At 68.4% G+C, this 19,072-nt stretch carries 16 protein-coding genes; all 16 read left to right on the top strand.

The window, feature by feature from the left end:
* The first annotated feature begins 209 nt into the window (after positions 1–209).
* The 16 genes from PotMrB4_RS14335 to PotMrB4_RS14410 all read left to right on the top strand — a co-directional run bounded on the left by PotMrB4_RS14335 (position 210) and on the right by PotMrB4_RS14410 (position 19,054).
* Complete coding sequence (locus tag PotMrB4_RS14335) at positions 210–878, top strand: GntR family transcriptional regulator (RefSeq protein WP_074971683.1); 669 nt, start codon at positions 210–212, stop codon at positions 876–878.
* A 59-nt stretch (positions 879–937) separates the two neighbouring features.
* Positions 938–1,747 carry an ABC transporter substrate-binding protein gene (locus PotMrB4_RS14340; RefSeq protein WP_172433688.1) on the top strand — a complete coding sequence of 270 codons (810 nt, stop codon included), beginning with the start codon at positions 938–940 and terminating at the stop codon, positions 1,745–1,747.
* 14 nt (positions 1,748–1,761) lie between these two features.
* Entirely contained in the window at positions 1,762–2,532 is a 771-nt protein-coding gene (locus PotMrB4_RS14345; RefSeq protein WP_172433689.1) for an amino acid ABC transporter permease, read from the top strand.
* 1 nt (position 2,533) lies between these two features.
* A complete protein-coding gene (locus tag PotMrB4_RS14350; RefSeq protein WP_107330027.1) occupies positions 2,534–3,313 on the top strand; it encodes an amino acid ABC transporter ATP-binding protein in 780 nt (259 codons plus the stop codon).
* Positions 3,314–3,327: 14 nt separating this feature from the next.
* A complete protein-coding gene (locus PotMrB4_RS14355; RefSeq protein ID WP_142009124.1) occupies positions 3,328–4,419 on the top strand; it encodes a polyamine ABC transporter substrate-binding protein in 1,092 nt (363 codons plus the stop codon).
* 17 nt (positions 4,420–4,436) lie between these two features.
* On the top strand, positions 4,437–6,053 hold the full coding sequence (locus PotMrB4_RS14360; protein WP_172433690.1) for a gamma-glutamyltransferase family protein: 1,617 nt from the start codon (positions 4,437–4,439) through the stop codon (positions 6,051–6,053).
* Positions 6,054–6,064: 11 nt separating this feature from the next.
* Positions 6,065–7,027, top strand: coding sequence for an aldo/keto reductase (locus tag PotMrB4_RS14365; protein WP_172433691.1), 963 nt, complete (start codon positions 6,065–6,067; stop codon positions 7,025–7,027).
* Positions 7,028–7,498: 471 nt separating this feature from the next.
* Positions 7,499–9,376, top strand: coding sequence for a 3-dehydroquinate synthase (locus PotMrB4_RS14370; RefSeq protein WP_172433692.1), 1,878 nt, complete (start codon positions 7,499–7,501; stop codon positions 9,374–9,376).
* Positions 9,376–10,260, top strand: a complete 885-nt coding sequence (locus PotMrB4_RS14375) for a UbiA family prenyltransferase (protein ID WP_074971816.1) — start codon at positions 9,376–9,378, stop codon at positions 10,258–10,260. The genes PotMrB4_RS14370 and PotMrB4_RS14375 overlap by 1 nt, the downstream gene beginning before the upstream one ends.
* Positions 10,257–11,015: an EboA domain-containing protein gene (locus PotMrB4_RS14380; protein ID WP_044402792.1), complete on the top strand. Its 759-nt coding sequence runs from the start codon at positions 10,257–10,259 to the stop codon at positions 11,013–11,015. The genes PotMrB4_RS14375 and PotMrB4_RS14380 overlap by 4 nt, the downstream gene beginning before the upstream one ends.
* A 29-nt stretch (positions 11,016–11,044) precedes the next feature.
* Positions 11,045–11,929: a TatD family hydrolase gene (locus PotMrB4_RS14385; protein ID WP_074971691.1), complete on the top strand. Its 885-nt coding sequence runs from the start codon at positions 11,045–11,047 to the stop codon at positions 11,927–11,929.
* Entirely contained in the window at positions 11,926–13,143 is a 1,218-nt protein-coding gene (eboE, locus tag PotMrB4_RS14390) for a metabolite traffic protein EboE (protein WP_172433693.1), read from the top strand. Before PotMrB4_RS14385 ends, eboE begins: the two co-directional genes overlap by 4 nt.
* Positions 13,136–14,581 carry an alkaline phosphatase family protein gene (locus tag PotMrB4_RS14395; RefSeq protein ID WP_172433694.1) on the top strand — a complete coding sequence of 482 codons (1,446 nt, stop codon included), beginning with the start codon at positions 13,136–13,138 and terminating at the stop codon, positions 14,579–14,581. The genes eboE and PotMrB4_RS14395 overlap by 8 nt, the downstream gene beginning before the upstream one ends.
* Complete coding sequence (locus PotMrB4_RS14400) at positions 14,551–15,699, top strand: hypothetical protein (protein WP_172433695.1); 1,149 nt, start codon at positions 14,551–14,553, stop codon at positions 15,697–15,699. Before PotMrB4_RS14395 ends, PotMrB4_RS14400 begins: the two co-directional genes overlap by 31 nt.
* Before the next feature lie 12 nt (positions 15,700–15,711).
* Positions 15,712–18,048 (top strand): hypothetical protein, encoded by a 2,337-nt coding sequence (locus tag PotMrB4_RS14405; RefSeq protein ID WP_172433696.1) that lies wholly within the window; start codon positions 15,712–15,714, stop codon positions 18,046–18,048.
* Positions 18,049–18,121: 73 nt separating this feature from the next.
* Positions 18,122–19,054 (top strand): hypothetical protein, encoded by a 933-nt coding sequence (locus PotMrB4_RS14410; protein WP_142009101.1) that lies wholly within the window; start codon positions 18,122–18,124, stop codon positions 19,052–19,054.
* Positions 19,055–19,072: the final 18 nt, after the last annotated feature.

The raw sequence follows: 19,072 nt of genomic DNA on the forward strand, positions 1-19,072 counted from the left end.
GCAGCCGTTACAGCCCGCACCAGAAGGAAGCACCCTGCGCCCTCCCGGTGTTACGCCCGGCCCCACCCTCCTCCCCTGCACAGCCCGCTCTCGACCGGATAATTCCCGTCGCATCAATCACTTGTCCGTTACCACCGCGCCTTGGCACAGCGCGTGCATTAGTGCATGCATGGATAATTGGATCCAAAAATACAAACGGAGCCACCCCGATGCGCCTGGTCCCCAACTACGAGCGAGCCCCCGCCACTGCCGAAGAAGAGGCCTACAGCTACCTGCTGGACGCCATCTGCAAAGGCCAGTACCGCACCGGTGACCGCCTGATCGCCGAGGACATCGCCACCGACATCGGCATGAGCCGCATGCCCGTGCGCGAAGCCTTCCGCCGTCTGGCAGCCGAAGGCCTGGTGACCCTGCGCCCCAACCGCGGCGCCATCGTCAGCGGCCTCAACATCGAGGAGATGCGCGAAGTCTTCGAAATGCGCAGCGCCCTCGAAGGCCTGGCCATCCGCCTGGCCGTGCCCAAGCTCACCGAGCGCCACCTGGCCCGCCTGGAACGCCAGCTGGACGAAATGGACGACTACCGCGACGACAGCGCCGAGTGGGTCAGCCGCCACCGCGCCTTCCACGAATACCTCTGCAGCCTGGCCGAGCGGCCACGGCTGATGCGCCAGATCAACGCCCTCTACTCGGTGATCGAGCCGCACATGCGCCTCTGGCTGCAGCACGTCGACAAACCCATGAGCGCCCGCGAGGAACACTCGGTGATCCTCGACGCCCTGCGCACCGGCGATGCCCGCGAAGCCGAGCGGGTGATCTGCGAACACATCGAGGGCACCGTGCCCTCGCTGCTGGAATTCCTTGAAGCAACGGGCGCCTGAGACCCGGCCTTCATTCCTCCCCTGAACTGCCTCGGCAACCCCGCCCACAGGAGCTGATCATGTTCGTACGCAGGATCCCGCAGTGCCTTCTTGCCCTTTGCCTGGCCGCTCCACTGGCCCAGGCCGACACGGTGAAGATTCCCGACCGCCTGAAGAACACCGACAAACTGGTGTTCTGCGGCGGCATGGACTCGCCGCCCATGGGCTTCTACGACAGCGCGCAGAAACCCACCGGGTTCACCGTCGAGCTGGGCCAGGCCTTCGCCCAGCGCCTGGGCAACAAGGCCATCGAATGGCGCGTCACGCCCTTCTCCGGGCTGATCCCCGCCCTGCTCGCCGGGCAGTGCGACATGCTCGTCGACCAGCTGTTCGACAAGCCCGAGCGGCGTGAAGTGATCGACATGGTCAACTACATGTACTCCAGCCAGGCCGTGGTGGTCGGCAAGGGCAACCCTCGCGGCATTCGCAGCCTCGACGACCTGTCCGGGCGCAAGGTCGCGGTGCTCAACGGTTCCACCATCCGCACCCTGCTCGACGCCCACAACCAGGTGCTCGCCCAGGCCGGCAAGGCGCCGATGAAGATCGTCGTCTACAACACCGACACCGACGCCTTCCAGGCCCTGCGGGTCGGCCAGGCCGACGCCTACGGCACCACCCTGGAAACCGCCGGCTACTACCAGGGCATGGCCCCCGAGCTGTTCGAGATCGGCGTCCCGGCCTTCGCCCGCATCCTCACCGGGGTCGGCATCCGCAAGGACGATCCGCAGTTGAGCGCCGCCGTGCAGCAGATCATCCGCGACATGCAGGCCGACGGCAGCTACCAGGCCCTTCTCGCCAAATGGCACATCGAAGGCGACAAGCTCGACTGAGCCGAGGTGACCCCATGAACTTCAGTTGGGATGTGTTCTGGCAGTACCTGCTCAGGCCCAGCGACATCTACCTGTACGGGCTCTGGCTGACCTGCGTGATCGCGGTCAGCGCCATGCTCCTGGGCTGTGCGCTGGGCCTGCTGGCAGCGCTGATGCGGCTGTCCTCCAACCCCGTGCTGCAATACCCGGTGCGCTTCTACGTGTGGCTGATGCGCGGCACGCCACTGCTGGTGCAGATCGTCTTCCTCTACACGGCACTGGCCGCCGGCGGGGTGTTCCGCTTCGAGGACCTGGACCTCGGGCTGTTCGTCCTGCCCGGCAACATCCAGGCGGCGATCATCGCCCTGGGCCTCAACGAAGGCGCCTACATGGCCGAGATCATCCGCGCCGGCATCGGCGCGGTGGACAAGGGCCAGTACGAAGCCGGGCGGTCCCTGGGCATGACCTTCCCACGGCTGATGCGGCGCATCGTGCTGCCCCAGGCGCTGCGCGTGATCGTCCCGCCGCTGGGCAACGAGTTCAACGTGATGCTGAAGAACACCACCCTGGTGAGCGTGATCGGCGTGCAGGAGCTGCTGCTCAGCACCCAGATGGTCACCTCCGCCACCTTCCGGGTGTTCGAGCTGTACCTGGTGGTGGCCCTGTACTTCCTGCTGCTGACCACCCTCTGGGGCGTCTTCCAGCGCTGGCTGGAAGTGCGCTTCGGGCGGTCCGAGTCCCCGGCGCCGGCCGCCTCGGGGCGCCTGTTCGGCCAGCAGGCCCTGAAACTGCTGAGGGGGCGTTGACATGATCCCGACCACGAACGACGTGGTGATCCAGGCCCGCGACGTGCACAAGGCCTTCGGCGACCTGACGATCCTCAAAGGCGTCTCGCTGGAGGTGCGCAAGGGCGAAGTGGTGGTGCTGATCGGCGCCTCCGGCTCGGGCAAGACCACCTTCATCCGCTGCATCAACCTGCTGGAGGACATCCAGGGTGGCAGCATCCGCGTCAACGGCGAACTGATGGGCTACCGGGAACGCCCCGACGGCCGCCTGGTGCGCGACTCCGAGCGCAACATCGCACGGCGCCGCCGCGACATCGGCATGGTGTTCCAGCGCTTCAACCTGTTCCCCCACATGACCGTGCTGCAGAACATCATCGAGGCCCCCACCCAGGTCCTCGGCGTGCCCCGCGCCGAGGCCATCGAACAGGCCCAGCGCCTGCTCGCCCGGGTGCGCCTGGCGGACAAGGCCGGGCACTACCCCAGCCAGCTGTCCGGCGGGCAGCAGCAACGGGTGGCCATCGCCCGCGCCCTGGCGATGAAGCCCCAGGCGATGCTCTTCGACGAACCCACCAGCGCCCTCGACCCGGAAACCGTCGGCGAGGTGCTGCAGGTGATGAAGGAACTCGCCGAGGACGGCATGACCATGGTCGTGGTCACCCACGAAATGGGCTTCGCCCGCGAAGTGGCCGACCGCGTGGTGGTGCTGCACCAGGGCGAACTCATCGAAGAAGGCCCGCCGGCCCAGGTCTTCGGCAACCCCCATCACCCGCGTACGCGGGAATTCCTCAGCCGCGTTCTCTGACCCAAGGACACCCCATGCGCGCCCTCCCCCTGCTGGCCAGCACGTCCCTGATCGCCTGCGCCCTCGCCGCCCAGGCCGAAGAAGTGCCCGTGCGCTTCTACAACTGGTCCGACTACATCGCCCCGGACACCCTGAAGAACTTCGAGAAGGAGACCGGCACCCCGGTCCGCTACGACGTCTTCGACACCAACGAAATGCTCGAGGCCAAGCTGCTGTCCGGTCACTCCGGCTACGACCTGGTGGTGCCCTCCAGCCAGTTCCTCACCAAGCAGATCAAGGCCGGCGTCTACCAGCCCCTGGACCGCGCCCAGTTGCCCAACTGGACGCACCTCGACCCCCGCCTGATGCAGCGCCTGGAAGCCGCCGACCCCGGCAACCGCTACGCCGTGCCCTACATGTGGGGCACCGTGGGCATCGGCTACAACCTCGACAAGGTCAAGGCCGCCCTGGGCGACAGCGCCCCGCTGGATTCCTGGGACCTGGTGTTCAAGCCCGAGAACCTGGCCAGGCTGCACGGCTGCGGCGTGGCCTTCCTCGACGCGCCGGTGAAGATCATCCCCCAGGCCCTGCACTACCTCGGCCTGGACCCCAACAGCACTAATCCGGACGACTACACCAAGGCCTCCGCGCTGCTGCAGAAACTGCGCCCGTCGATCACCTACTTCAGCTCCTCGAAGTACACCACCGACCTCGCCAATGGCGACATCTGCGTGGCCGTGGGCTACTCCGGCGATGTGATGCAGGCCCGCACCCGCGCCCAGGAGGCCGGCAAGCAGATCGACGTGCGCTACGTGATCCCCAGGGAAGGCGCCAACCTCTGGTTCGACATGCTCGCCATCCCCCGTGACGCGAAGAACCCCAAGGGTGCCCACGCCCTGGTGAACTACCTGTTGCGCCCCGAGGTGATCGCCCCGGTGAGCGACTACGTCGGCTACGCCAACCCCAACCCGGACGCCACGAAACTGCTCGACCCCAAGGTGCGTGACAACCCCGGCATCTACCCCAGCGACGCGGTGATCGAAAAGCTCTACGTCTCCGCCGACCTGCCGCCGAAGATCCAGCGCGTGATCACCCGCGAGTGGACCCGCATCAAGACCGACCGCTGAACCGAAGAGAGTTTTCCATGCTGAGCTTCTCTGCCCACGAATACCCCTATGCCTCCCAGCGCCAGAGCGTGTTCGCCCGCAATGGCATGGTCGCCACCTCGCAGCCCCTGGCCGCCGAAGCCGGCATCAGCCTGCTGCGCGCCGGCGGCAACGCCATCGACGCCGCCATCGCCACGGCGGCGGCGCTCACCGTGGTCGAGCCCACCGGCTGTGCCATCGGCGGCGATGCCTTCGCCCTGGTCTGGGTCAAGGACCAACTCCACGGCCTCGACGCCAGCGGCCGCGCACCGGCCTCCCTGAGCATCGACGCGGTGAAGGCCGCCGGGCACACCCAGATGCCGGTGCACGGCTGGTTGCCGGTCACCGTACCGGGCTGCCCCTCGGCCTGGGCCGAGCTGTCCGCGCGCTTCGGCCGGCTGCCCTTCGCCGAGCTGCTGCAACCGGCCATCACCCTCGCCCGCGACGGCTTCCCGGTCTCCCCGGTGGTGGCCCACCAGTGGGAAGTGGCACGCCGCGAATACCAGGAAAGCCGCGCCGAGCACCCGGCGCTGGAAGCCTGGTTCGACACCTACCTGGTGGACGGCCAGGCGCCCCGTGCCGGCCAGCTGTTCCGCAACCCGGCCCAGGCACGCACCCTCGCCGAATTGGCCGAGACCCGCTGCGAGAGCTTCTATAGGGGCGCCCTCGCCGAGCGCCTGGCCGCCCACGCCGCCGCCAGCGGCGGCCACCTCGGCAGCGCCGACCTGGCCGGCTACCGGCCGCGCTGGGTCGAGCCGATCAAGGTCAACTACCGGGGTTATGACGTCTGGGAGATCCCCCCCAGCGGCCAGGGCCTGATCGCCCTGATGACCCTCAACATCCTCCAGGGCTTCGACTTCGACCACCGCGACAGCCAGCTCACCTGGCACCGCCAGCTGGAGGCGATGAAGCTCGCCTACGCCGACGGCCTGCACTTCATCACCGACGCCGAGCACATGCGTGTCAGCACCGCCGCGCTGCTGGCCGACGACTATGCCGCTCGCCGCCGTGGCGAAATCGGCGAACAGGCCGCCCCGCCCCGGCACGGCAACCCCGACGCCAGCGGCACCGTGTACATCGCCACCGCCGACGGCGAAGGCAACATGGTGTCCTTCATCCAGAGCGCCTACCACGGCTTCGGCTCCGGCGTGGTCCTGCCGGACAGCGGCATTGCCCTGCAGAACCGCGGCTCGGAATTCAGCCTCGACCCCACCCACGTCAACGCACTGGCCCCAGGCAAGCAGACCTTCCACACCATCATCCCCGGCTTCCTCAGCAAGGACGGCGTCGCCGTCGGGCCGTTCGGCGTCATGGGCGGCTACATGCAGCCCCAGGGCCACGTGCAGATGGTGATGAACCTGGTGGATTTCGGCCTCAACCCCCAGGCCGCGCTGGATGCCCCGCGCTGGCAATGGCTGGGCGGGCTGAAGGTGGGCATCGAGCAGGCTGCCTCCCGCGACCTGGCCTTCGCCCTGGCCCGCCGGGGCCACGAGGTGCAGGTGGCCTGCGACCTGACGGACTTCGGCCGTGGCCAGATCATCGTCCGCGATCCGCAGACCGGCGTGCTCTGCGGCGGTACCGAGCCCCGCGCCGACTCCCACATCGCCGTCTGCTGAAGGAAGCGACCATGTCCCTGCACCCCACCCATGCCCGCGCGCTGACCATCTCCCCGATCGTGCTCGGCGGCAACGTGTTCGGCTGGACCCTCGACGAAGCGGGCTCCCGGCGCCTGCTGGACGCCAGCCTCGATGCCGGCCTCACCAGCATCGACACCGCCGACCTCTACTCCGCCTGGGCCAGCGGCAACAGCGGCGGCGAGTCCGAATGCATCATCGGCAACTGGCTGGCCAGCCGGCCTGGCGAGCGCGACCGCATCACCCTGTTCACCAAGGTCGGTGCCGAGCTTTCGCCGACCCGCAAGGGGCTCTCGCGGCACTGGATCAGCCAGGCCGTGGAGGACTCGCTGCGACGCCTGCGCACCGACTACATCGACCTCTACTTCGCCCACTACCCGGACCCGGAAACGCCCCACGAAGAAACCCTGCGGGCCTACGAGGAACTGATCCGCGCCGGCAAGGTACGGGCCATCGGCGCCTCCAACTTCAGCCCGGAGCAACTGCGCGCGGCGCGGGCCAGCGCCGACCAGGCCGGGTTGCCGACCTATTCGGCGCTGCAGGTGGAATACAACCTCTTCGACCGTGCCCGCTGCGAGGCCGACGACCTGCCCCTGGCCGCCGAGCAGGGCTGCGTGGTGACCACCTACTTCAGCCTCGCCTCCGGCTTCCTCACCGGGAAATACCGCCGCCTGGCCGACCTGGGTGACAGCGCCCGGCGCGAAGACCTGGAGAAGTACTTCGACGACCGGGGCATGCGCATCCTCGCAGCCCTAGACGCCGAGGCCGAACGCCTCGACGCCGCGCCCGGCGAAGTGGCCCTGGCCTGGTTGCGCCACCAGCCGGGGGTCACCGCCCCCATCGCCAGCGCCACCAGCGAAGCCCAATTGGCCAGCCTGGTGCGGGCAAGCCGGCTCACCCTGGACGCCGAGGGCCTGGCCCGGCTCGATGCGGCCAGCCTGCCCGGCGCCTCCTGATGACGTGGGCGGCGCCCACCGCCCCGTCTACCGAAGAAAAGCAGCCCGCAGGATGCCGGCCCCAGTGGCCGTCTTGACCGACTCGTCCGTCGTCAACCCTGCATCGCCGGGCACCGCCGGCTAGAGCCTTTCTTCATCATGGAGCCGTGCATCCATAACCAAAGGCTTTGGATGCACGGCCGCAGCCCCTGCCCGCCGATGCGGCAAAGCCCTCGCCCGGCGCGGCTTTCAGCCCCTCCCACACGTACAACGCACCGCCCTGGTGCGGGCCTTCCCGTTCTTGGACGGGGCTGGGGGCGCGCCTTGCAAATACCCCTTCGCTGGCTACGTTGATAGCAAAACCACAGCACAGGTAAGCCTTCTCCCAACCGACCCATCCGGAAGTGTGTCGGCCCCGCTGAATCCGCTGCCCGGCAGCGCGCCTTGAGACAGACGGGATACGGAAATCCGCCATAAGAACAAGGACTTCGCATGAAACGTGGCCTGATGACTCACGTCCTCTCCCGCAGAGGCCGTACGGAATTCCTTTGCCTATCGCTCACCCTCTTCGTGGGCCTGGTGATCGTCAGCTTCCTGCTGCTCGAAGCCCCCTTGCAGCAATGGCTGGACGGCCTCGGCCCGACCGCGACCGACCCGCTGCGCAGCCTGGGCCTGGCCGCCTTGCTGGTGGCCCTGCTGGCCCTGGACGTGGTGCTGCCGGTGCCCTCCAGCATGGTTTCGCTGCTCGCCGTGGCGGCCCTGGGCGCCGTCGGCGGCTACCTGGCGATCTTCACCGGGCTGTGCCTGGGCTCGCTGCTGGGGTACTGGCTGGGGGCCGGCTACATCCGCCTGCTCTCGGGCTGGCTCAACCTCGCCGACTGGGACAAGGCCAGCCGCCTGGCCAACCGCATCAACACCCTGTCGCTGATCTGCCTGCGCGGCGTGCCGGTGCTGGCGGAAACCTCCGTGCTCGCCGCCGGCATGCAGCGTTACCCGCTGCGCCGCTTCCTGGTCATCACCACCCTGGCCAACGCCGGCCTGGCGCTGGTGTACAGCGCCCTGGGCAGCGTCGTCGCCGAGGAGCAGGTGCTGCTCTGGGCGGTGATGGCCAGCATGGTCCTGCCCGGGCTGTTCCTGCTCGGCAAGGGCGCCCTGGCCCGTCGCCAGCCCCGTGCCGACGAGGCCGGCGAAACCCTGGATGGCCGCTTCACCGTGGCCTACCACTACCCGGTGCGTTTCACCGACCACCTGTTCGACACCGCCAACCCCTGCCTGCATGAGCAACTGACCCAGCGCGGCAGCGGCCCCGTCTCGCTGCTGGCCTTCGCCGACCAGGGCCTGCTCGATGCCGCGCCCGGCCTCGGCGAACGCATCACCCGCTACGTGCAGGCCCACGGGGACCTGCGCCTGCTGGCCGCGCCCATCCCGGTGCCGGCCGGCGAAGCGGCGAAGACCGCCGAGGTGCTGCAGCGGCTCTACGCGCAGATGCTCGAACACGGCCTGGACCGTCATTGCTACGTGCTCGCCCTGGGCGGCGGTGCGCTGCTGGACAGCGTCGGCTACGCCTGCGCCACCTTCCACCGGGGCGTGCGCCTGGTACGCATCCCCACCACCGTGCTGGCCCAGAACGACGCCGGCATCGGCGTCAAGAACGGCATCAACGCCTTCGAGCAGAAGAACCTGCTGGGCGCCTTCCAGCCCGCCGATGCGGTGCTCAACGACTTCCAGCTGCTGCTCAGCCTGCCGCGCCGCGACCAGTTGGCCGGGCTGGCCGAGGCGGTGAAGGTCGCCGCCATCAAGGACGCCGCCTTCTTCGCCTGGATGGAGCAGCACGCCGACGCACTCGCCCGCTTCGAGCACGCCCCCAGCCGCCACGCCATCCACCGCTGCGCCGAACTGCACCTGCAGCACATCACCCGCGCCGGCGACCCCTTCGAGCGCGGCAACGGCCGGCCGCTGGACTACGGCCACTGGGCCGCCCACAAGCTGGAGAAACTCAGCCGCCACCGGCTCCGCCACGGCGAAGCGGTGGCCGTCGGCATGGCCCTGGATGCGCTCTACGCCCAGGCCAGCGGGCTGCTGCCCACCTCCGAGCTGGAGCGCCTGCTGCACCTGTTGCTGGGCCTGGGCTTCGACCTCTCCCCGGCGGAGCTGACCCTGCGCGATGAACAGGGCCAGCTGCGGGTGCTGCAAGGGCTGGAGGACTTCCGCCAGCACCTGGGCGGCGCCCTGTCGATCCCCATGCTCGACCGCATCGGCCACGCCGTGGACCTGCACCAGATCGACGACCTGCGCATGGAGCAGGCCATCGAACGCCTCGCCGGGTTCGGCCACCAGGCCTTCGCCCCTGCAGAGGGCGCCCCGTCATGATGGCCCAGGGCTCGCTGCACACCTGGCTGACCCTGGGACGGGTCTCCAACCTGCCCACGGTCTGGACCAACGTCCTGGCCGCCGCGCTGATCGCCAGCGCGTCCGGGCCCTATGCCCCGCCCTCCTCCCTGGGCTGGCTCCTGCTGCTGGCGGCTGGGTCCGCGCTGTACCTGGCGGGCATGCTGCTCAATGACCTGTTCGACGCCGACTGGGACAGCCAGCACCAGAACCCGCGCCCCATCGCCCTCGGCCAGGCCAGCCGGCAGCAGGTGCTGCTGGCCAGCGCCGGGCTGCTGGCCGTGGCGGCCCTGGCCGTGCTCCTGCTCAGCCGCCTCGCCATGCAGCCCCTCTGGCTGCTGGCCAGCGCCGCCGCCCTGGCCGGGCTGATCCTGGCCTACAACCTGCTGCACAAGCACTACCTGCACAGCGTGTGGCTGATGGGCGGCTGCCGTGTCGCGCTGTACCTCACGGCCGCCGCCAGCCTCGGCGCCCCGTCGGCGTCCCTGTGGCTCTGTGCGCTGCTGCTGGGCACCTACATCAGCGGCCTCACCTACGTGGCCCGGCAGGAGCACCTCAACCGGCTCACCAGCCTGGTTCCGCTGCTGCTGATGCTCAGCCCGCTGCTGCTGGCCTTCCGCGGAGAAGGCCTGATGTTCTGGCTGATGCTGCTGCTCTGGCTCGGCTGGCTGGGCAAGAGCTACCGCCAGCACCTGGCACGACCGGACCAGCGCAACGTGCGGGCCTTCATCGGCGCCGGGCTGAGTGCGCTGCCGCTGTACGACGGCATGGTCCTGGCGCTGGCCAACGTGCCCCTGGGCAGCCTTCTGTGCATCGGCGTGTTCCTGCTCCTGCCGCGCCTGCAACGCTGGGTGAAACCGACATGAATCACATTGCCTGCCTCCTGCCCGACCTGCGCCTCGACACCGCACGGATCGCCGACCTGCACCAGGCCCTGGTCGCCGCCCTGGACGATGACGCGCGAGCGGCCTGGGAGCTGACCTGCCAGCGCCTGGCCGAACACCCCGATGGCGACACCCTGGCCCTGCTCAGTGGCCGCCTGCGGCGCCAGCTCGGCGAGCAGTACGTGCCGGGCCTGCACTGGCGGCGCGGTGAGCTTGGCCGCGCGTTGCTGCTGGCCCAGGCACTGGAAGCCCAGCCCGAAGGCGCCCGCGAAGCGCTGTTGAAGCGCTACTTCGCCTGGGGCGACGACCTGGAGAAGGCCGCCCTGCTCAAGGCCCTGGACTGGCTCGACGGCGACGGCATCTGCCTGGACCTCGCCCAGCAGGCCACCCGCACCAACAGCAGCGACGTGTTCGCCGCCCTGGCCCTGGACAACCCCTACGCCGCCCGCTTCTTCCCCGAGCGCGCCTTCCACCAGCTGATGCTCAAGGGCGTCGCCATGGAGCTGGACATGCGCCGCGTACAGGGGCTGGAGACGCGGCGCAACGGGGCGCTCAACCAACTGGTGCTGGACCAGTTGAACGAGCGCCTGGCCGCCGGCCGCAGCGCCCTGCCCGGCCTTGCCCAGCTGCTGGCCTGGCCCCTGCTGAGCCCGGCGCAGATCGCCAACCTGCAGGCCCACGCCCGCGCCGGCCGGCTGCCGCCTGGCTGGCTGCCCGCCGACTTCCCCCGCACCTGATTCCCCGCACACCGAGAAAGGACGCCCCCATGCCCAGGTACTTCGACCCGCACATCCACATGGTCAGCCGCACCACCGACGACTACCAGAACATGGCCGACGCCGGCATCACCGGCGTCATCGAGCCGGCCTTCTGGCAGGGCCAGGCCCGCACCAGCCTGGGCAGCTTCATCGACTACTTCGACACCCTGGTGGGCTGGGAGCGCTTCCGCGCCAGCATGTTCGGCATCCACCACTTCTGCACCATCGGCCTCAACCCCAAGGAGGCCAACAACATGGCCCTGGCCAACGAGGTGCTGGACATCCTCCCGCGCTACCTGGTCAAGGAAGGCGTGGTGGGCGTCGGCGAGATCGGCTACGACGACATCACCCCCGAGGAGGAGCACTTCTTCGCCCGCCAGCTGGACCTGGCCAAGCGCTTCAACCTGCCGGTGCTGGTGCACACCCCACACCGCGACAAGATCGGCGGCACCCGCCGCACCCTCTCGGTGATCCGCGAAGTGGGCGTCCCCGAGCACCTGGTGCTGATCGACCACCTCAACGAGCTGACCCTGCCCCTGGTGATGGAGAGCGACTGCTGGCGCGGGCACTCCATCTACCCCAACACCAAGATGTCCGAGCAGCGCATGGTGGCGCTGCTGCAGCAGTACGGCACCGAGAAGATGGTGGTCAACAGCGCCGCCGACTGGGGCGTCAGCGACCCGCTGAAGGTGCCCAAGACCGGCGAAGCCATGCGCCAAGCCGGCTTCAGCGAGGCCCAGGTGGAGCAGGTGCTGTTCGACAACCCGGTGGACTTCTTCGCCCAGAGCGGCCAGCTGGACAAGGCCGAAGTCGGCAGCCTGCTGCCCATCGATCAACGCCGTCTCTGGCAGGAAAACTCGGCCCTGCGCGGCCAGGAACCGGTGGTGAAATGAACGGCGCGATGGGATGGACCCCAGCGCAACTGGGTTACTGCGGCAACGTCCACCCGGCCCATGACCTGGAGGCACTCTGTGCCTCCATCGCCGGGCCGTTCCAGGCGGTGCGCCGGCAGCGCGGCCTGGCCGAACAGGACAGTGGCCTGTGGATCAGCGCCCACGCTGCCAGCGAACTGCAGGTGCCGGCCCGCCGCCGCGCCTTCCTCGCCCTGCTGCGGCGTTGCGGGCTGCGCCTGACCTCGCTGAACGGCTTCCCCTTCGGGCGCTTCCACGGTGCGGCGGTCAAGGCCGAGGTGTACCAGCCCGACTGGGCCGCCCCCCGGCGCCTGGCCTACAGCCTGCAACTGGCGGAGCTGCTGGCCGAGGCCCTGCCGGAGGACTGCAACCAGGGCGTTATCTCCAGCGTGCCCCTGGGCTACCGCGCGCATTGGACGCCAGCCCGCCAGCAGCACGCGGAGAACCGCCTGCGCCAGCTCACCCGAGGCCTGGCCGAGCTGCGCCAGCGCACCGGCAAGCACATCCGTCTGTGCCTGGAGATGGAGCCGGACTGCGTGCTGGAGCGCACCGAGGAGGCCCTGGCGTTCTTCACCCGCTGGCGCGACACGGACCCGAACTGGCGCTACCTGGCGCTGTGCGTCGACGTGTGCCACCAGGCGGTGCTGTTCGAGGAGGTAGGCGAATCCCTGGTGCAGCTGCACCAGGCCGGCATCCCGGTGGGCAAGATCCAGCTGTCCAACGCCCTCGCCTGCCAGCTGCCGATCCAGGCACGCGCCCGTGCCCTGGCCCTGGAGCGGCTGGCCGGCTTCGCCGAAGGCGTCTACCTGCACCAGGTGAAGGGCCGCCGCCACGACGGCGGGCTGAGCAGCTGGGCCGACCTGCCCCAGGCCCTGGCCGACCCGGCGCTGCACGCCTGCGTGGAGCTGCGCGTGCACTTCCACGTGCCGCTGTTCACCGAGCGCTTCCAGTGGCCGGAGCTGCACGGCACCCAGGCGGCCCTGCATGCCGTCTTCGACACCCTGGCCGCGCACCCCGGGCTGCACCCGGTGCTGGAGGTGGAAACCTACAGCTGGAACGTGCTGCCCGAGGCCCTGCGCCCGGCCAGCGAAACCGCCCTGGCCCAGGGCATCGCCGCGGAACTGGCCTGGGTCGATGACCAGCTGGCCTCGCGCTTCGGCCCGGCCCTGCGCCGGCGGGCGGTGCGCCATGGCTGATCCCAGGCCCCTGCTGCTGGTGGACGTGGTCGGGCTGACCCCGTCCCTGCTCGGCGATAACACCCCGCACATCAACGCCCTGCTCAAGCGCGGGCGCATGGCCGGTCTGCAACCGGTGTTCCCGGCCGTCACCACCAGCGTGCAGGCCTCCATGCTCACCGGCCTGCCGCCGTCGGGACACGGCATCGTCGGCAATGGCTGGTACTTCCGCGACCAGGCCGAGGTGCGCTTCTGGCTGCAGTCCAACGCCCTGGTCCAGGGCGAGAAGGTCTGGCAGGCCATCGCCCGCCAGTGGCCGGCGTTCCGCTGCAGCCAGCTGTTCTGGTGGTACAACATGTACGCCGACGTCAGCGCCTCCATCACCCCGCGCCCCCACTACCCCGCCGACGGGCGCAAGGTATTCGGCCTCTACTCGTCCCCCGCTTCGCTGCACGCGGAGATCGAGCAGCGCATCGGCACCTTCCCCTTCCCCAGCTTCTGGGGCCCGATGGCCGGCATCGGCTCCAGCCGCTGGATCGTCGACTGCGCCATGGCCGAGTTCGACCTCAACCGGCCGCACCTGCAACTGGTCTACCTGCCCCACCTGGACTACGACCTGCAGCGCCTCGGCCCACGCCACCCGGAGATCGGTGCCCAGGTGCGCGCCATCGACGCCGAGGTGGGCCGCCTGCTGGACTTCGCCCGCACCCAGGACGCCGCGGTGATGCTGGTGTCCGAGTACGGCATCGAGCCGGTGCAGCAGTCCATCTCCATCAACCGCCTGCTGCGGGCCGAAGGCTGGCTGCAGGTGCGCCGCTCGCTGAGCTGGGAGCTGCTCGACCCCGGCGCCAGCGCGGCCTTCGCCGTGGCCGACCACCAGGTGGCCCACGTCTACGTGCGCGAGCCCCGCGAGCTGCGCCGGGTCAAGGCGCTGCTGGCGCGCCAGCCGGGCATCGAGCGGGTGCTGGACCGTGACGAGCAGCGCGCCTGGCAGCTGGACCACCCCCGCGCCGGCGACCTGGTGGCCATGGCCGCGCCCGGCTACTGGTTCGATTACTACTACTGGTTCGACGACCGCCTCGCGCCGGACTTCGCCCGCACCGTGGACATCCACCGCAAGCCCGGCTACGACCCGCTGGAACTGTTCGTCGACCCCGCCATCGCCTTCCCGCGCCTGCGGGTGGCGCGGCGCCTGGCGCAGAAGCTGCTCGGCTTCCGCTACTACATGGACCTGATCCCCCTGGACACCCGCCTGGTGCGCGGGAGCCACGGCCGTCTTCCCGCCAGCGACCAGGATGGGCCGCTGCTGATCACCGATTGCGACCTCCCCTTACCGGACCGCTTGCCGGTCACCTCGGTAAAACACCTGCTCCTGCAGTACTTCCTGGGGCACCGCACTCTCGACAAGGCTTCGGCCAAGGAGACCCCATGCAACGAGCCCTCTCCCTTGCAGTCCTGAGCATCCTGGCCGGTTCGGCCCAGGCCCAGAGCCAACCCTCCTTCGACTGCACCGGTTTCTTCGACTACGGCGGCCATCCCGATGCCCTGCGAACGCAGTTCACCGGCGCACCGGAAGTCACCGCCTGGAACTGGTTCGTCTGCCTCAACCAGCCCGAAGTCAAGGGCAGCACCAGCCGTGTCTGGGAGGGCCTCAAGCCCACCGACCAGGTGTTCCTGCCCAACGGTGGCAAGCCGCTGCCCTACAACGAGCGCGAACCCACCCCCACCACGGTGCTGAAACAGGCCGAGCAACTGGGCCTGGACACCAAGGCCACCTTCCACAACCTCGACAGCATCCAGCAGGTGGACGGCCTGGTGCTGGAAATGGGCGGCCAGGTGCCGGCGGCGCAGAAAGGCAAGCCGGTGCGCTTCCAGCTGCTGATGGGCCAGGGCACCTTCGACTACATCGTCGACAAGCAGGTCTACAACGTCGATGGCCAGGCCGCACTGACCGCCAACCTGGCCTTCCCCGCCAACGCCTGGGAGGTGAAGACGGCGTGGATCTGGATCGGCACCGACGCCACCTTCCGCAAGACCCTGGAGAACGACGGCTACTACATCGCCCAGGCCTACTACCTGAAGAACGGCAGCCAGTACGAGGTGGGCTACGCCGCCCTCAGCGGCATGCACGTGATCAACAAGCTCACCCCCGACTGGGTCTGGACCACCTTCGAGAACCGCAACAACAGCAAGTACACCGTCACCAACGACATCCCGCCCAAGCCGATGACCAACAGCACCGGCCCGACCCCGGCAGCCCAGGCCGCCAATGCCCAGTTCCAGCCGCAGTACGCCGCGCTGGGCCAGTACGAGCTGATCGGCGTGCAGTACATCGCCGGCGGCGAGCCCAAGCTGCTGGCCAACTCGCAGCTGGAGTCGGCCTTCCAGAGCCAATCCTCGTGCCTGGCCTGCCATGGCACGGCGGCCTATTCGGCGAAGAAGGGCTACTTCAACTTCGCCCTGCCGTCCCAGGACGGCATCGCCTACCCCGTGGAGCCGCTGCCGGAGAGCGCCTTCGCCGGCTACAACCAGCTGGACTACGTCTGGTCGCTCAAGCGCGCCCAGTGGAAACGTTAAGGAGGACGAACCATGAGCGTCTTGAACTTCCCACGGCTCTACATGAACGGGCATTTCTTCTGGAACCCGCCCACGGCCAACAACAACGACGTCCTCCCGCTCTACGACGCCGTGAAGATGGACCTGAACTGGCCGTTCCTGTCGCACTACGGGATCCATCCCGAGAACGCCCGCACGAAACTCCTGCCCTGGATCATCAGTGCGCTGCCCTATGACCAGGTCCCGGACTACGTGCTGCAGGTGCCGGGCAACGGGAGCCCCAACGGCTACCCGATGATGCCGGCGGAATGGGACCTGTTCGGCGACAACGCCTGCGGCACCGTGGACTACAACGACATCCGCTCGCTGATCATCGGCGGCGAACTGCAGGCCAACAGCTACATCGAGCAGGACCCCATCGTGGGCACGGGCTACCAGTTGCTGGGCAACCCTTTCGGCAGCGACAAGCCAACCCCGGCGCGCTTCGTCGACATCAGCCCCTGGCAGAACACCTTCACCGCGCTGTACTTCGACCGCCTGGTGCTGGGCGACGCCACCTGCGGACTGACGGCCACCCGCGCCTACCGCATGCTCGACCGTTTCCTCAACTTCAACTGGGGGGCCGTGCAGGGCCTGAACACCGTCACCACCGCCTGGCAGACCTGCTTCCCCCGCGAGAACCTGCAGTGGCAACTGGGCGACTCGGCCCTGCTCAAGGCCCTGCAGCAACAGATGGAGGCGCAGAACGCCCAGGGGCTGATGTTCCGCTTCACCACCTACCTGACCTACTACGACCGTAACGGCATCTTCAACGACTACCCGCCGGTCAACACGCGCAGTAACAGCCTTAAAGCCCTTGAGGCGCTTCACGGCATCTACCAGGCCGGCCTCGACAACGTGGCCGACATCGTCCTCAACCCCGCCTACAGCCGCACGGCGGGCGTGCTGGGCCTGTGGTTCGCCGATGAGTACCCCACCGCCCCGGCCGGTCGCCGGCTGGAGCCGGTCGGGAAATTCCCGATCCCGGGCGGGAACCCGAAGGCAACGATCCAGTTGGGGGTGATCTCCGCCCAGGCCCAGGGCGACCTGCTGTCACTGGACCTGGGCACCGGTTTCCCCTTCGCCCCCCTGCCGAACAGCCAAAACACGGTACCGGAGTGCGAGAAGCTGCAACTGGGTGATTTCCAAGTCGGCATCCAGCAGAACGGCGAGTTCCAGCCCCTGGCCGACCTGACTTTCGCCCAGTACGCCCAGGCCGCCTTCGACAAGCGTGCAGGCCTGGTGGACCTGCCGGTGACGGATGCCGTGTCCAAGACCGAGGTCGGCACCCTGGCCCTGCAGACCCAGGGCAGCAGCCCGATGCTCGCCGCCCAGCAGCAGATGTGGACCGCCGAGGTGGTCGAGAGTGGCACCTTCATCGACGTCGGGGACACCCGCACCCTGCAGATCATGGTGCAGTACGACGGCCTGCCCGCCCCAGCCGGAACCACCCTGTGGGTGGCGGAGTACAACAACCCCTTCATGCTGACCACCAGCAACTACTACCTGGCGTTCAGCAACGACATCGACTTCACCCTGATCAAGGACCACCCCACCCACCGCAAGGACAACAAACCGGGTATGCCGCAGTTTCTCGGTACCCAGGCACCGGGGGCCGTGATCAACGAGGGCAGTGGGCGCAGCCTGCGTACCACTGACGATGCCCCGGAGGATGATTTCGTACCCATCCGCTACCAGACCTACCTGAAAACCCCGGCCGGTCTCAGCCTGGCACCCTGCCTGCAATTCATCCCGTCCATCCCGCGTTCCGGCGTGCTGGATAACGGCGCCAGGGTGGACTACAGCCTCACCCAGATCACCACTGACGCCAACGGCATCGCCCAGGTGACGGTCAAGGCCATCGCCGCCGGCTTCCCGACCCTGCGCTTCTTCGTCCAGGACGGCCCCGGCGCGGCACCTGCCGTGCCCTTCAGCTTCGATTACATGGAGGCCTACACCGACTTCCTCGCACCCTTGCGAGTGCTGCCGGACGAGCCCGGGCTGATGGACGAGTTCGTCACGGCCTGGAACCAGGTGTGCAAGCAGACGGACGCACGGGTGCTGATCTGGGAGGGCTTCATCTACCCGCGCATCTTCGAGCCGTTCTATTACCTCTACCCGATCATGGACAAGTACATGCCGCTGAATTCCCTGCAGCGCATCGAGGGCGCCATCGACCAGTTGATCCGCCTGGTCAGCAAGCCCTACCAGGAGGAAAGCACCCTTGCCATGCCCATCACCCGCGACCTGCCGCAGAGCCGGCGCGCGGTGCTGGAACGCTGGGCCAACGAGCTGGTGAAGCTCAACTACCCGCCCCGGCCCCTGACCTGAACCGTCGTTGACCTGGAACCCGCAGGCGGGCCGGCACCGCTCGCCCGTCCTGCCGTTACGAAGGAGAGTCCCCATGAAGAAAACCCGACTGCTCGCCTGGCTGCTGCCCCTCGCACTGCTCGGCCAACCCGCCCTCGCCGCCGATGACGAAGGCGACGTGTTCTTCACCAACGGCGTGCACAACACCCTCGGCTGCGACGCCAGCAACGGCAACTGCATCGCCGAGCGCAAGCCCGGCGAGCCCAGCGATCCGTTCTTCCCCGCCACCTGGGTCAGTGACTGGACCATGTTCCGCGTCACCCAGAACTACGAGAAGAACCCGCCGCCCTACAGCAACCCGCCCAGCACCCTGAAACCGGCCGACTACACCGTCTCCAAGGGCACCAGCTACTACGACACCACCTACATCCCCGCCGATGGTGACGGCTACGGCGCGATGATGGAGCACTACGAGAAGTACTGCCTGCCGATCTTCCCGATCAAGGACAACAACTACACCTGCTCCTTCGTTTCCCTGGGCAACAAGGCCTACTTCCTCACCTACGAGGACCGGCCCAAGACCATGCCCGAGTGCTGCTCCTTCTCGCCGATGAACCACCCGGCGCGGCAGGACTTCGTCCAGCACCTGCCCTACAGCCCGACCCGCAGCCAGAACCTGGGCGGCAGCGTGCAGGCCTATGCGCTGGACGTGCAGTCGCCCCAGGGGCCGATCCTGTTCGGCTACGCCTTCTACAAGGACGCCACCCGCGCAGCACCGGGCCAGCCGCTGTTCCGCCACCCGCAGTCGTTCTACTTCTCCGGGGACGCCAGCGTCGCCAACGCACCCATCGTCAGCCAGAACTACGTGAACTTCCGCATCGAGAAGCCCGACCCGGCCAAGACCTGGGACCAGGTGGCCAAGAAGTGCCCGGTCAACCCCGAGCCCTGCCAGCTGTTCAACCCGCCGGCGCCCCAGGCCAACGGGGCCAAGGCGCAGTGGAACCAGCTGAAATCCATGCAGCCCTGATCGGCAAGGAGCGCCCTC

Origin of the sequence: Metapseudomonas otitidis, from assembly GCF_011397855.1 — a bacterium.
In the GTDB taxonomy this organism is placed as follows: domain Bacteria; phylum Pseudomonadota; class Gammaproteobacteria; order Pseudomonadales; family Pseudomonadaceae; genus Metapseudomonas; species Metapseudomonas otitidis.

Coding starts and splice junctions, on each gene's coding strand:
- PotMrB4_RS14335 (WP_074971683.1), top strand. CDS start 210: ATGCGCCTGGTCCCCAACTACGAGCGAGCCCCCGCCACTGCCGAAGAA.
- PotMrB4_RS14340 (WP_172433688.1), top strand. CDS start 938: ATGTTCGTACGCAGGATCCCGCAGTGCCTTCTTGCCCTTTGCCTGGCC.
- PotMrB4_RS14345 (WP_172433689.1), top strand. CDS start 1,762: ATGAACTTCAGTTGGGATGTGTTCTGGCAGTACCTGCTCAGGCCCAGC.
- PotMrB4_RS14350 (WP_107330027.1), top strand. CDS start 2,534: ATGATCCCGACCACGAACGACGTGGTGATCCAGGCCCGCGACGTGCAC.
- PotMrB4_RS14355 (WP_142009124.1), top strand. CDS start 3,328: ATGCGCGCCCTCCCCCTGCTGGCCAGCACGTCCCTGATCGCCTGCGCC.
- PotMrB4_RS14360 (WP_172433690.1), top strand. CDS start 4,437: ATGCTGAGCTTCTCTGCCCACGAATACCCCTATGCCTCCCAGCGCCAG.
- PotMrB4_RS14365 (WP_172433691.1), top strand. CDS start 6,065: ATGTCCCTGCACCCCACCCATGCCCGCGCGCTGACCATCTCCCCGATC.
- PotMrB4_RS14370 (WP_172433692.1), top strand. CDS start 7,499: ATGAAACGTGGCCTGATGACTCACGTCCTCTCCCGCAGAGGCCGTACG.
- PotMrB4_RS14375 (WP_074971816.1), top strand. CDS start 9,376: ATGGCCCAGGGCTCGCTGCACACCTGGCTGACCCTGGGACGGGTCTCC.
- PotMrB4_RS14380 (WP_044402792.1), top strand. CDS start 10,257: ATGAATCACATTGCCTGCCTCCTGCCCGACCTGCGCCTCGACACCGCA.
- PotMrB4_RS14385 (WP_074971691.1), top strand. CDS start 11,045: ATGCCCAGGTACTTCGACCCGCACATCCACATGGTCAGCCGCACCACC.
- eboE (WP_172433693.1), top strand. CDS start 11,926: ATGAACGGCGCGATGGGATGGACCCCAGCGCAACTGGGTTACTGCGGC.
- PotMrB4_RS14395 (WP_172433694.1), top strand. CDS start 13,136: ATGGCTGATCCCAGGCCCCTGCTGCTGGTGGACGTGGTCGGGCTGACC.
- PotMrB4_RS14400 (WP_172433695.1), top strand. CDS start 14,551: ATGCAACGAGCCCTCTCCCTTGCAGTCCTGAGCATCCTGGCCGGTTCG.
- PotMrB4_RS14405 (WP_172433696.1), top strand. CDS start 15,712: ATGAGCGTCTTGAACTTCCCACGGCTCTACATGAACGGGCATTTCTTC.
- PotMrB4_RS14410 (WP_142009101.1), top strand. CDS start 18,122: ATGAAGAAAACCCGACTGCTCGCCTGGCTGCTGCCCCTCGCACTGCTC.